The sequence below is a fragment of the Propionicimonas sp. genome, assembly GCF_047606205.1.
Classification (GTDB): domain Bacteria; phylum Actinomycetota; class Actinomycetes; order Propionibacteriales; family Propionibacteriaceae; genus Propionicimonas.
The window spans coordinates 1-13,032 of record NZ_JASGES010000041.1 but is presented as its reverse complement, the minus strand read 5'-3'; the positions used below and the strand labels follow the sequence as shown (position 1 = coordinate 13,032).

Genomic DNA, 13,032 nt, shown 5'->3' with positions numbered 1-13,032 from the left:
GGAACCGTCCCCTGAACGGGATAAGGGACGGTTCCCTGAAGGGGAAAGGAACCGTCCCCTGAACGGGAAAGGGGACGGTTCCTTCGTGCCGGGTCAGGCGAGGGCGAGGTCGGCGGCCTCCCCCGACGGGGTGGTCGCCCGGCGGCGCAGGAGGAACAGGCCGATCGCGATCACGAAGCATGCCACCTCCGAGACCGTGATCGCCCAGATCGTCCCGGTCAGGCCGAACCATGCGTGCGCGCCGAACAGGACCGGGACGAACAGCACGCCCTGGGTGACCGAGAGGATCGTCGCGGGCCCGGCCTGCCCACTCGCCTGGAACCAGGTGATCGCCAACCCCGTGAAGCCGTTGAACAACGCCGAGACCAGCAGCGCGGTCAGGACGGTCGCGCCGAGGGAGAGAACCGCCGGGTCGGAGCTGAAGAAGCCGAGAGTGTCGGCGCCGAAGACGAACAGCGGCACGGCGAACACCGCGACGATCACCGCCACCCAGACCGCGCTGTGGGCGAGTGCCGCGTAGGAACGCCGGGCGAGACCGGCACCGAAGGTGGTGGCCAGCAGCGGCATCGCGCCGAGGGCGACGCCCATCGCCAGCGACTCGGGCAGCTGGACGATCCGCTGGGCGACGCCGAACGCGGCCAGGAGCGAGTCGCCGTACGACATCGCCACGTTGTTGAACACCAGCGAGCTCACGATGAGGAAGCCGCTCATCAGCAACTCCGAGACCCCCACCCCGAACACCTCCTTCGCGGTGGCCAGGTTGGGACGGAACCAGCGCAGCCCGATCCGCAGCTCAGGGCTCCTCCTGCGCAGGTACCACGCCAGATAGCCGACGGTGACCACGTTGGAGAGCACGATCGCCAGCCCGGCGCCGGTCACATCCCAGTGCAGCACGAGGATCAGCAGGACATCGAGGACGAGGTTCGCGACGGTCGAGGCGATGATCGCGATCATGGACGCCCTGGCGGCACCCTCCGAGCGGACGAGCTGCTCGATCGCGAACGCGACCGTCAGCACCGGCGTTCCGGCGAGAAGGACCCCGACATAGGCGGCGGTGGGCCCGACGGTGTCACCGGAGGCGCCGAGCAGGGCGACCAGGGGGTGCAGGAACACCAGGCCCAGCACGGCCACGACGGCCCCGGCCAGCGCCGCCCCCCAGACGGTGAAGGCCGAGTAGGAACGGACCCGGGAGCGGAGCGTCGCTGCGGCCTCGGGCGTGGTGTTCTCGAGTTCGCCGAGGTAGCGGGAGACCGCCGAACTGCCGCCGGTGCCGAACACCCCGCCGACGGCCATCACCAGGGCGGTGAGTGGCAGCCCGAAGGTGATCGCCGCGAGCAGCGGAGTGGAGCCGAGCGATCCGATGAAGCCGGCGTTGATGATGCTGTAGACCATGCCGGCGGCCACGGCCGCCATCATCGGCACGGCGAGGTGGACGAGCGCCCTGGTGAGCGGTGCGTCCAGCAGGTAGTAGCGATCGTCCCTTGTCGGGACCAGGTTCTCGGTTGTCATATCGGTTCGCCTTTCGGGAGTTCGCGGGCACGGCGACAGGGCGCCGCGGCGGCGCGGGAGTGGAGGAGTTCAGGTCAGTCGGCCAGTTCCTGGTCGAGTTTGGCCAGCAGCCGGCGCAAGTCGTCGGCCTCGGCGTCGGTGAAGCTGTCGAGGTGGAGGCCCGCGCCGGCCCAGATGTCGGACTCGAAGCGCCGCACCCGGGCCCGCCCCTTCGGGGTGGTGTACAGGCTCTTGCGCCGGGAGTCGGACGGGTCGGTGCGGCGTTCGATCCAGCCGTCACGTTCGAGCACCTGCAGCAGGCTCGAGACGCTCGCGGCGCGGCTTCCCATCACATCGGCGATGTCACGCTGGATCACGCCGCGTTCCTCGTTCGCCTCGATCCACCCCAGGATGCGCGCCTGGTGCGGGGTCAGCCCTTCGAGTTCGACCTGGTCCATCGCGGTGGCCATGTTCTGGCGTGAGCGCATGGCGATCCGTCCGATCAGTTCGGCGATCTGCGCTGCGTGCTCGTTCGTGGCCACACCAGAAGACTAGATCGTTAGAACTCGAATAGTCAAGTACCTAACTATTGTGCCGGGTCGCGCGATAGAGGACGTAGTCGAAGCGCCGCGCGCCGCGGGCTACGGGGACGGTGATCGCCTCCACGGTGCCGAAGATGTCCGCCAGCACGGTGGCGAGGTCGGGGCTGGCGCCCTCGCACCACACGACGAGGTGCCCGCGTTGCGCGAGGGCGTCCCGGCACCGGCGGAGGAACCCGACGCGGTAGAGGTCCGCATTGTGGTCGTGGATCAGGAAGGTCGGCCCGTTGTCGACGTCCAGCACGATCGCGTCCCAGCCGCATGGCCGTTCATCGCGGGAGCGACACGGGATCGACCCGTTCGTGTGGCTGATGTGGCCGTCATCCCGGGCTCGAGGAGGGATCGTGTCGTCTGCCGCGGCGCCGACCGCGTCCGCGATGTCGCCGACCCGCAGGTCCACGCGGGGGTCGGACGCGAGCGCGCCGAGCTGCGGCGTCGCTCCGGAGCGGGCCGCGTCGACCAGTGCCGCGGAGAGCTCGACCACCCGTACGTGCCCGGCTCCACCGTCCAGCAGGCGCGCCACGGTGTAGCCCAGGCCCAGGCCGCCGACCAGGACCCGTCGCGCCCCCGCGACGGCGTCGGCGAGCGCGAGTTCCGAGCTGACCTCTGCGGAGTCCATGGCGAAGACGCCGTTGACGATCAGCTCGGTGACCCCGTCCCGGCTGCGCAGCACGATGTCGTCGTCCACCCGACCATCGTGCCAAGCCGGCGGCGCTGACGCGATCCCGCCCCTCTGCGCGTCCCAGCCATCCCAACCGTCACGATCCCGCCGTTGAGTGGCGGGATCGCGTCAGAGTCACCGGTGGCACGGGGCACTTCGGACGCCGGAAAGGGGGTTCCCGCGCGCGGGGTCGCGGCCTAGGCTCGCGGCGTCACCTATCGATGGAGGATGCATGGACGACGCTGTCTATCCCGATCCCGCGGTCTACGGGACGGAGGACTTGGCCCTGCGCGAGGCGGCCGCGGCAGACCCGGTCGGATTCTGGGCGGACCGGGCCGCCGAACTCGAGTGGTACCGGCCCTGGGACACCGTGCTGGACGACTCGAACCCGCCGTTCTACACCTGGTTCCAGGGCGGGAAGACGAACATCGTCCACAACTGCATCGACCGGCACCTCGCCGGGCCCTACAAGAACAAGCTCGCCCTGATCTGGGTGGGGGAGAACGGCACCGACTACCAGACCTTCAGCTACTTCAGCCTGAACCGCGAAGTCACCAGGATGGCCAACATCTTCAAGGCGATGGGCATCGGCAAGGGCGACAAGGTCACGATCTACCTGCCGCGCATCCCGGAGGTCGTGTTCGCGATGCTGGCCTGCGCGAAGCTCGGCGCCGTGCACTCGGTGATCTTCGCGGGCTTCTCCGCCGACGCGCTGGCCAGCCGCATCGACGACTCCGAGTCCAAGCTCGTGGTCACCGCGGACGGCTCCTGGGTCAACGGCGGCATCTTCAAGCTCAAGGACATCGTGGACGAGGCCGTCCGCTTCTCCCCGTCCGTCGAGAACGTGATCGTGGTGAAGCGGACCGGCCACGAGGTGAACATGGACGCGCTGCGCGACCACTGGTACCACGACCTCACCGCGCTCCCGATCGCGAACGGCCCCTGCCCGACCGAGCAGCTGGATGCGGAGGACCCGCTGTTCATCCTCTACACCTCCGGCTCGACCGGGAAGCCGAAGGCCATCCTGCACACGCACGGCGGGTACATGGTCGGGACCTACACGACGCTGAAGTACACCTTCGACATCCGCGACGAGGACCGCTGGTGGTGCACCGCCGACCCGGGCTGGATCACCGGCCACTCCTACCTGGTCTACGGCCCGCTGCTGACCGGCGCGACGACCTTCATGTTCGAGGGCGGCCCCACCTACCCGTATCCGAACCGCTGGTGGCAGCTGATCGAGTACTACGGCATCACGACCTTCTACACCGCGCCCACCGCGATCCGCTCGCTGATGCGGTTCGGGGAGGCGTGGCCGAACCGGCACGACCTGTCCTCGCTGCGGCTGCTCGGCTCGGTCGGTGAGCCGATCAACCCGGAGGCGTGGCACTGGTTCCACCGGGTGATCGGCAAGGAGCGCTGCCCGATCATGGACACCTGGTGGCAGACCGAGACCGGCATGTTCCAGATCTGCCCGACCCCGTCCATGCCGCTCAAGCCGGGCTCGGCGGGCAAGCCGTTCTACGGCCAGGTGGCGGAGATCGTGAACGAGGCCGGCGAACCGGTCGCCGACGGGGAGGAGGGCTTCCTCGTCCTGACCAAGCCGTGGCCGGCGATGCTGCGCACGCTCTACAACGACGACGAGCGGTACGTGAACACCTACTGGTCGAAGTACCCGGGCAAGTACCTGGCCGGCGACTCCGCCCGCAGGGACGCGGACGGCTACTACTGGGTGATCGGGCGTACCGACGACGTGATCAAGGTGTCCGGGCACCGGCTCGGCACGGCCGAGGTCGAGTCGGCGCTGGTCTCGCACCCTGCGGTCGCGGAGGCCGCCGCGATCGGGCTGCCGCACGAGGTGAAGGGCAACGCGATCCACGCCTTCGTCGTGCTCCGGATGGGCTACGAGGGCAGCCAGGAACTGGCCGAGGAGCTGCGCAGGCACGTCTCGGTGCACCTGTCGCCGATCGCCAAGCCCGACGGGATCGACTTCGCCGACAAGCTGCCCAAGACCCGCTCCGGCAAGATCATGCGCCGCGTCCTCAAGGCCAGGGCGCTCGGGCAGGACGAGGGGGACCTCACCACGCTGGAGGAGTGAGCAGCCGCAACGCGCGCCTGTGGACGCGGACCCGCGGCGGATGAGGCCGTCCACCGGGTGTTCGGTTGGCGATCTCAGCCCCGGGCACCACGGCGGCCGGCCGGTACGGTGGTCCGGAGCCAGGCCACCCCAGGAGAGGACGCACCATGTCCGGACCGCCGAAGCCCGCGGAGGGCAGCACCCCGGCGTCCCGGGCCGCGCGGATCGCCCGGGCGATCCTGCTGGTGACCCTCGCGGCGTCGATCGGGTACGCAGCCCTCCGGCTCGCGAACGCGCCGGCGGAGTCCACCGACCCGTCGGTGCGCGTGCAGAGCGACTACGTGCTGATGCTGATCCAGTGCGCGGGCGGCATCATCGTGATGTTCCTGCCCGCCTTCGTCGACCGCCGGTTCGGCATCCGGGTGCCGGGTGGCATGCAGGTGGCCTACTTCGCCTTCCTCTACGGGGCGATCTACCTCGGGGAGGTGCGCGGCTTCTACTACCGCTTCCCGAACTGGGACACGGTGCTGCACTTCTTCAGCGGCGCGATGCTGGGCGCCCTCGGCTTCCTCCTGGTTCGCCTGCTCAACGACGCCGACAACCGGCACGTCCGGCTCAGCCCGGAGTTCGTCGCCTTCTTCGCGTTCTGTTTCGCCGTCGCCTGCGGTGTGGTCTGGGAGATCTACGAGTGGACGGTGGACGGCCTGGCCGGGACCAACATGCAGAAGGTCGTCACCGACACCGGGGAGGTTCTGGTCGGCAGGGCGGCACTGGCCGACACGATGGAGGACCTGATCGTCGACACCCTGGCGGCCCTGACCGTGACCCTGGTCGGCTACCTGGACCTGCGCAGAAGATCGGCACGGACGCCCCCCGCCGTCGAGGCCCAGGACAGGGACACCGGCATCGACGCCAACGCGGACGCCGCGCGCTGACCGCGCGCAGGCTGGTGCCGGCTCCCTGGCCCGACCAGAATGCCGGCATGGCCGAACTCACCCAGCCCGTGTCCCTGACCCTCGCGGACGGCAGCCTGAACCCCGACGCCGTCGGGTGGGCGCGCCGTCCGCTCGTCGACACATCGGGGATCGGCGGTCGCCACGGCTGGGGACGCAACAAGCGCTGGGAGTACTGGAGCGTGGTGAGCCCCACCCACGTGCTCACGCTGACCGTCTCCTCGATCGACTACGCGGCCGTCCACTCGGTGTGGGTGTTCGACCGCGCCATGCGTCGGCCCAGGGCCGGCGAGGCCACCGTGCTGCCGTCGCGGGGGGTCCGGCTCGCACCGTCGCACGGAGCGGGGCCGGCCTACGCCCGCGCGCACGACCTGGCGATCGCCGTCGAGCCGGAAGGGACCAGCACCCGGCTGCGCGCGAGAATCCCGGGGGCGGAGTTCGACGTGGTCGTCACCCGGCCGCCGGACCGGGACTGCCTGGCGGTCGTCGTCCCGTGGACCGACCGCACGTTCCAGTACACGGTCAAGGACATCGGGCTGCCGGCCGCCGGTTCGGCGAGGATCGACGGGGTCCGCCACGAGGTGCCGGCGGGGGAGTCGTGGGCCGTGCTCGACCACGGTCGCGGCCGCTGGCCCTACCGCGTCCGCTGGAACTGGGGTGCGGGCTGGGGGATCAGCGGTGGCCACGAGATCGGCGTCCAGGTCGGCGGCAGCTGGACGGTCGGCACCGGCGCCACCGAGAACGGGATCCTCATCGACGGGGTGCTGCACAAGATCGACGTCGAGCTGGACTGGAGCTACGACCTCGCTGACTGGCGGCGGCCGTGGCGCGTCGTGGGCGGCGGGCTGGACGCGACGTTCACTCCGGACTACGACCGGAAGGCGTCGACCAACCTCGGCGTGGTCGCCTCGCGCACCGACCAGTGCTTCGGCCACTGGTCGGGCGCTTTCGGTGACCTGTCCTTCGACGGGCTCTACGGCTGGGCGGAGGACGTCACCAACCGCTGGTGAGTCGCCGGTCGCGCCTGCCTGTGCCGGGTGGCGCGACCTGGCCATTCGAGACGGCCCGTCCGTCCCACGCGTCACAGCGACGGCGACGAGTGGCGAATCCAGGCCGCCGCCATCGAAGCGGACCACGACCGGGCCTGACGCGATCCGGCCGCCATGGCTCGCGCATGTGACGGGCTGCCATGCGACGGACCACAGGACTGGCCAGATCGCGCCGCCGGCCGATCAGGGCGGCGGCCCGGACTCCTCACTTCACGTTGGTGGTCTTCCCCTCCTCGACCCCCACGAAGTAGTCCTCGGTGAGGCCGTAGTCCTGCAGGATCTTCAGCAGGGTGCCGTCGGTCTTCATCTCGTTGAGCACCGTGTTGAACTCGGTCAGGAACGCCTCGTCGGAGAACCGCACGGCCGAGCCGATCTGGCCGGACGCCTCCGGGGTGTAGGGGGAGAGCAGCTTGAGGTTCAGCGTGCTGTCCTGGGCCAGGGTGTAGCCGGCGACGATGCCGTCGGTGACGACGGCGTCCACCTTGCCGAGGTTCACGGCGGTCATCAGGTTGGCCTGGTTGTCGTAGGACGCCACGTCGCCGACCTCGCCGGCCTTCTTCCATGCCTCCGCGGTCTCGTAGAAGGCGGTGCCGGGCTGGGCGCCGATGGTCTTGCCCTTCAGGTCGGCCTTGCTGGCGATCGTGGAATCGGTCGGGATCACCACCGCCTCGCCCTCCTGGTACCACTTGTCGCTGAACGCGGCCACCTCCAGGCGTTCGTCCTTGACGTACATGGCGTCCACCACCATGTCGATGTTGCCGTTGTTCAACTCGACCAGCAGGTTGGAGAAGTCGATCACCTTGAGCTCGATGTCGGGGATGCCGAGGCGCTTGTCGACCTCCTTGAGGATCTCGATGTCGATGCCGGACACCTCCTTGGTCTTCTCGTCGATGTAGGAGAACGGGGCGTCGTTGGAAGATCCGATCACGATCTTCCCGCGGGCCTTGATGGTGGTCAGCAGCGCGGACTCGGCGGCGCTGCTCGCCGAGCCGGCAGCCGGAGTCGCGGCGTTGGACGTGACGGTACAGGCGGCGAGCATGCTCATGGCCGTGGCTGCGAGGACGGACGCGACGGCGAGCCGCCTGGGTCGGGTTAGCATCATGTTTCTTCTTCCTTCTGTGATTTCGCCGCGGGCGATGGGTGGGGTCGCGCTCAGCGGGACTGGCTGAGACGTCGTTCGAGGAGCTTGGCGACCTGGGACAGCGGAATGCTGATGGCCAGATAGACCAGGGCGAGGATGGTGTAGGCCTCGACGGTGAGGAAGGTCTGGGACGCGAAGGTCCTGGTCCGCAGCAGGAGCTCCTGGACCGAGATCATGGCCAGCAGGGAGGTGTCCTTGATCATCATGACCAGGTAGTTGCCGAACACCGGGACGGAGTTGCGCAGCGCCGGCGGGATGACGAACCGGAACAGCACCTGCGACTCGCCGAATCCCAGGGCGAGGCCCGCCTCGCGTTGCCCGGGGTCGATGGCGAGGATGGCCGCCCGGATCACCTCGGACAGATAGCAGCCGTAGTTGATCGCGAAGCCGATGATCCCGCAGGTCGACGCCGCGATCTGCACGGTGATGCCGATCCCGAACAGGCCGGCGATGCCGCTGATCAGCATGGGCACCACGTAGTAGAGGTAGAAGAACTGGACCAGGAGCGGGGTGCCGCGGATGACCTCGATGACGGTGATCAGCACGCCGTTCAGGATCCGGCTGCGGGACAGCCGCCCGATCGCGAGGACGAGGGCGACGACCAGCGAGCTGAGGAAGCCCGCGATCGTGATGTAGACGACGATGCCGACGCCGTCCAGCAGGCTGGGGCCGAGCTCCGCGAGCGCGGTTCCGAAGTCGAGTTCCATGCTCAGCCTCACAGGATGCGGGCCAGGAAGGCCCTGGTGCGGGGGTTGCGGGGATTGCTGAAGATCTCCTCGGGCGTGGCCTCCTCGACGACGAGGCCGTCGTCCATGAAGACCACCCGGTCGGCGACCTCCCTGGCGAACCCCATCTCGTGGGTGACGACGACCATGGTCATGCCGTCGGTGGCGAGCGTCTTCATCACGGCGAGGACGTCTCCGACGAGTTCGGGGTCGAGGGCGGAGGTGGGTTCGTCGAAGAGCAGGACGTCGGGTCGCATCGCCAGCGCCCGCGCGATCGCCACGCGCTGCTGCTGGCCGCCGGACAGGGTGTGCGGGTACGCGTCCGCCTTGCTCTCCAGACCGACCTTGCGGAGCAGTTCCAGCGCCTCCTCGCGGGCGGCGAGCCGGGGGAGCCGGAGCAATTTCAGCGGGCCGTAGGTGACGTTCTCCAGGACGGTCTTGAGCGGGAACAGGTTGAACCGCTGGAAGACCATGCCCACCTTGCGGCGATACTCCGGTGCCTCCCGGCCCAGGCGCGAGACGTCCTCACCCTGGTAGCGGACCTCCCCGCTGGTCGGCCGTTCGAGCAGGTTGATGCAGCGCAGCATCGTGCTCTTGCCCGAGCCGGACGGGCCGATCACCACGACGACCTCCCCGCGCGCGACCCGGAGGTTCACGTCGCGCAACACCTCGAGGTCGCCGAAGGACTTCGACAGCTTGCTCACCTCCAGCAGGGTCATCTGCGCGCCTCCTCTCGCCTGAAATGCGCAACGGTGCCCCTCCGGGAAGGAGGGGGCACCGTTGCTCCCGTATCCGTGTATGAGGCCGTGCCGGCCTGTTTGTCCGCCGGCTCAGCCGAGACCGAACCGGGCCCTGATGATGAACTCCAGGGCCGCGCACGTCCCCTCGACCCCGAGCAGGCTGGAGTCGAGCATGAGGTGCTTGTGCTCCTTGTTCGACATCGAGTAGCCGCAGTAGTGCCGCTGGTAGGACTCGCGGGCCTTGTCGACCGCGGAGATGAGGTGTTTCGCCTCGGCCACGTCCAGGTGCAGCTGCTCCACGCAGTTGCGCAACCGCGCGGCGTAGGGCGCGTAGATGAAGACCTTCATCACGTCGGGCCGCTCGCCCAGGACGTGGTCGGCGCAGCGGCCGACGATGATGCACGGCGCCCGGTCGGCCAGATCGAGGATGATCCGGCGCTGGGCGTTGAAGATCTCGTCCTGGATCAGCGTCGTTCCGGCGCCGAGCGGCTCGCTCATGCCGAAGAGCGTCGAGCGGGCGCTCTCCTCCACGGTGCTGATGGTCGAGACCGGAAGGCCGAGTCTCTGCGCGGCCAGCTCGACGATGTCGCGGTCGTAGTACTCCACGCCGATGGCTTCGCTCACCGTCCGGGCGATCGGTCGGCCCAGGCTTCCGAACTGCCGGGCGATCGTGACGACGAAGGGTGTGGTCATGCCCGCCCTCCTCCCGGCCGTGGTTCTGCGAAGTGCCTCGAACCTAAGCCGCAAGTGGTACTGCTACCTATGTCCCGGTGCGCCAAACTTCCCGGTCAGCGGCTGTACGTCGCGTACAGCGGTTCGGGCTGCGCAGCGTGGACGGCCAGCGCGGCCTCGAGGATGTCGAGCCCCGCGGCCAGTTGCGCGTCCGTGATCACGAGCGGGGCCAGGAAGCGTATGACATTGCCGTAGGTGCCCGCGCTCTCGATGATCAGGCCGCGCGCGGCGCACTCCGCGACCAGCGCGGCGACGAGGTCGGGATGGGGCTGCTTGGTGGTGCGGTCCCTGACCAGTTCGAGGCCGACCATGGCGCCCAGCCCCCGGATGTCGCCGATCACGTCGAAGCGCTCCGCCCACTCGCGGTAGCGGGCGGTGACGGTCGCGCCGATCTCCACGGCCCGGTCGGCCAGTCGCTCCCGCTCCATCACCTCGATCACAGCAAGGCCCGCTGCGCAGGCCAGGGCGTTGCCGCCGAAGGTGCCGCCGATCACCCCGCCCGGCACGGCGGCCATGATCTCCTCCCGGGCCACGATCGCGCTCAGCGGGAGCCCGGCCGCGATCGACTTGGCCGCGGTGAGGATGTCAGGACGGACGCCGGCCTCGGCCCAGTACTCGCTGGCGAAGAACCGTCCGGTGCGGCAGTAGCCGGTCTGGACCTCGTCGACCACCAGCAGGATGCCGTGTTCGTCGCACAGCCGGCGGACGGCGGTGATCCAGGCGAGCGGGACGGGGATGAAGCCGCCCTCGCCCTGCACCGGTTCGACAACGATCGCCGCCACCTGCTCCGGCGGGGAGGCCTGCTCGAACACGTCGTGGAGCCTGCCCAGGTACCAGGAGATCGCCGCCTCGCCCTCCAGTCCTGCGGGCGCCCGGTAGAGGTAGGGGAAGTCGGCGCGATACACCCCGTCGGGGAACGGGCCCATGCCGCGGGCGTAGGCCTTCTTCGAGGTCATCGCCATGGTGAGCAGGGTGCGGCCGTGGAAGGCGCCGGAGAAGACGACGATGTTCGGTCTTCCGGTGAACGCGCGGGCGAGCTTGACGGCATTCTCGTCGGCCTCCGCCCCGCTGTTGGCGAAGAAGCTGAGCGCGCGGTTCCCGGCCACCGGCGCCCGGGACGCGAGCGCCTCGGCCAGGGCGACGTAGCCCTCGTGGGTGATGATGTTGGCCATCGCGTGGAAGTAGCGACCGGCCTGCTCGCGGACCGCGGCGACGACCTCCGGACGGCTGTAGCCGAGGTTCAGCACGCCGACGCCGCCGACCCAGTCGACGAACCGGTTGCCGTCCACGTCCGCGACCATCGCACCCTCGCCGCGCTCGATGACCAGCGGGTAGCCGCAGCGGATCGCCGCGGGGACGGCGCCCTCCCTGCGCGCGATCACGGCGGCGGCGCGGGGGCCGGGCAGGGTGTTCGTTACGATCTGAGGAAGTTCTTCCCCGAGCATGCTTGTCAGCTCCTGGAGTCGGGTAGTTTCGCCGCACGACGCGACGGCCGCTGCCAGTATTCCGGCGCCGGTCACGAACCGGCACGGTGTGGGGCCGACAAGGTTTCCTGATCGCTTTGTGGCCGGTGCACAAACAGCGTGGATCAGCAGGTGGGCAGGGGCGTGGAGACGCAGGTCAGCGTTCTGTACGAATGCGCCAGGGAGAAGTACGCGGTCGACCTGTGCGCCGGGGCGGACGGCCTCGCGAACGCCACGACGTGGGTCTACCTCGCCGAGGACATCAACAACGCCTCCTTCCTCAAGGGAGGCGAGCTGGTGATCACCACGGGGCTGTTCACCCGCGAAGGGGTCAGCCTGCTGGACTTCGTCCGGATGCTGGCGATGCGCGACTGCAGTGGCGTCCTGGTCAACGTGGGGCCCTATCTCGGCGTGGACGACCTGACCGGAGCGGTACGGGAGTTCTGCGACGCCAACCACCTGCCGCTGTTCACGATGCCGTGGGAGGTCCACCTCGTCGACATCATGCAGGAGTTCTCGATGCTGCTGCTGGAGGAGCGGCAGCGGCTGGGGAGCATCAACGCCGCCTTCGAGGCGGCCCTGTACCAGACCCCGGTGCCGGAGCGGGCGCTGCGCGGACTGCACCAGGCCGGCTTCGACGCCGGGCTGCCGTACCGGGTGGCGGTGATCCACAATCTGGCGATCCCGGGCAAGCTGTCCTCGCCGCTGAACCGTCGTGGGGTGCGTTACCACCTGTTCCGGCACGAGAACCTGCACGTCCTGGTCTACCAGCGCCGCGACGGCGGCCTGAGCGACGAGCAGTTGGTCGACCTGATCTGCTACTGCGACGGCGTGGCGCTGGGGATGAGCGGGGTGATCCCCGACCTCGCCGAGCTCGGCAGCGCCTACCGGCGCGCGCTCTTCTCGCTGGCCGTCGCGGAGCTCTGGCAGCGCCCTTACGTCGGCTTCGACGAGCTCGGCATGCTGCAGCTGCTGTTCTGCGTCTCCGACCAGCGGCTGCTGGAGGACCTGCACGACACCTATCTCGGCGCGTTGGAGGACTACGACCGCCAGCACGACACCGAGCTGGTGCACACCTTGAAGGTGTACCTGCTGGCCGACGGCAACCTCCTCGAGGCGGCGGCCCGGCTGCCGGCACACCGCAACACGGTCGTCTATCGGCTGCGGCGGGTGAAGGAGATCCTCGAGGTGAACCTCGAACAGGCCACGGTGAAGTTCAACCTGCTGCTCGCGCTGTACATCCGCGAGTACCTGTCGATGTAGGGCCCGCGTCGGGATCCGTGGGGTGGGTGACCGGCGCTCGGCCCCGACGGCCCGGCCACGACGCCGGCCGGGAGCCGGGCCTGCGCCTCGCGACCGGCCGGGTCGAGCTCACCCGGGGTCCGCCGCCTCATCGAGGCGGCG

General features: G+C 69.3%; 12 protein-coding genes. 4 read left to right on the top strand and 8 right to left on the bottom strand.

The window, feature by feature from the left end; translation table 11 throughout:
• Positions 1-93: 93 nt before the first annotated feature.
• The 3 genes from QM633_RS02830 to QM633_RS02820 all read right to left on the bottom strand — a co-directional run bounded on the left by QM633_RS02830 (position 94) and on the right by QM633_RS02820 (position 2,775).
• Positions 94-1,509 (bottom strand): MATE family efflux transporter, encoded by a 1,416-nt coding sequence (locus tag QM633_RS02830; RefSeq protein WP_415152208.1) that lies wholly within the window; start codon positions 1,507-1,509, stop codon positions 94-96.
• A 74-nt stretch (positions 1,510-1,583) separates the two neighbouring features.
• Positions 1,584-2,030, bottom strand: coding sequence for a MarR family winged helix-turn-helix transcriptional regulator (locus QM633_RS02825; RefSeq protein WP_415152207.1), 447 nt, complete (start codon positions 2,028-2,030; stop codon positions 1,584-1,586).
• A 40-nt stretch (positions 2,031-2,070) separates the two neighbouring features.
• A complete protein-coding gene (locus tag QM633_RS02820; RefSeq protein WP_415152206.1) occupies positions 2,071-2,775 on the bottom strand; it encodes a hypothetical protein in 705 nt (234 codons plus the stop codon).
• Between the two features lie 205 nt (positions 2,776-2,980).
• On the opposite strand from QM633_RS02820, the gene acs reads away from it, so the two are divergent.
• The 3 genes from acs to QM633_RS02805 all read left to right on the top strand — a co-directional run bounded on the left by acs (position 2,981) and on the right by QM633_RS02805 (position 6,788).
• On the top strand, positions 2,981-4,846 hold the full coding sequence (acs, locus tag QM633_RS02815; protein ID WP_415152205.1) for an acetate--CoA ligase: 1,866 nt from the start codon (positions 2,981-2,983) through the stop codon (positions 4,844-4,846).
• A 146-nt stretch (positions 4,847-4,992) separates the two neighbouring features.
• Positions 4,993-5,760, top strand: coding sequence for a hypothetical protein (locus tag QM633_RS02810; RefSeq protein ID WP_415152204.1), 768 nt, complete (start codon positions 4,993-4,995; stop codon positions 5,758-5,760).
• 47 nt (positions 5,761-5,807) lie between these two features.
• On the top strand, positions 5,808-6,788 hold the full coding sequence (locus QM633_RS02805; RefSeq protein ID WP_415152203.1) for a DUF2804 domain-containing protein: 981 nt from the start codon (positions 5,808-5,810) through the stop codon (positions 6,786-6,788).
• 244 nt (positions 6,789-7,032) lie between these two features.
• On the opposite strand, the gene QM633_RS02800 is transcribed toward QM633_RS02805, so the two are convergent.
• The 5 genes from QM633_RS02800 to QM633_RS02780 form a co-directional block, all read right to left on the bottom strand.
• The gene (locus QM633_RS02800; protein WP_415152202.1) at positions 7,033-7,926 is read right to left on the bottom strand and encodes a substrate-binding periplasmic protein; all 894 of its coding nucleotides are present in this window, start codon (positions 7,924-7,926) and stop codon (positions 7,033-7,035) included.
• 53 nt (positions 7,927-7,979) lie between these two features.
• Positions 7,980-8,675 (bottom strand): amino acid ABC transporter permease, encoded by a 696-nt coding sequence (locus QM633_RS02795; protein ID WP_415152201.1) that lies wholly within the window; start codon positions 8,673-8,675, stop codon positions 7,980-7,982.
• Positions 8,676-8,683: 8 nt separating this feature from the next.
• Positions 8,684-9,406 carry an amino acid ABC transporter ATP-binding protein gene (locus QM633_RS02790; protein WP_415152224.1) on the bottom strand — a complete coding sequence of 241 codons (723 nt, stop codon included), beginning with the start codon at positions 9,404-9,406 and terminating at the stop codon, positions 8,684-8,686.
• 117 nt (positions 9,407-9,523) lie between these two features.
• Positions 9,524-10,126 carry an AAA family ATPase gene (locus QM633_RS02785; RefSeq protein WP_415152200.1) on the bottom strand — a complete coding sequence of 201 codons (603 nt, stop codon included), beginning with the start codon at positions 10,124-10,126 and terminating at the stop codon, positions 9,524-9,526.
• A 95-nt stretch (positions 10,127-10,221) separates the two neighbouring features.
• Positions 10,222-11,610, bottom strand: a complete 1,389-nt coding sequence (locus QM633_RS02780; protein ID WP_415152199.1) for an aspartate aminotransferase family protein — start codon at positions 11,608-11,610, stop codon at positions 10,222-10,224.
• A gap of 138 nt (positions 11,611-11,748) precedes the next feature.
• Here QM633_RS02780 and QM633_RS02775 point away from each other — a divergent pair, with 138 nt between their 5' ends.
• Positions 11,749-12,891: a PucR family transcriptional regulator gene (locus QM633_RS02775; RefSeq protein ID WP_415152198.1), complete on the top strand. Its 1,143-nt coding sequence runs from the start codon at positions 11,749-11,751 to the stop codon at positions 12,889-12,891.
• The last annotated feature ends 141 nt before the right edge of the window (positions 12,892-13,032 follow it).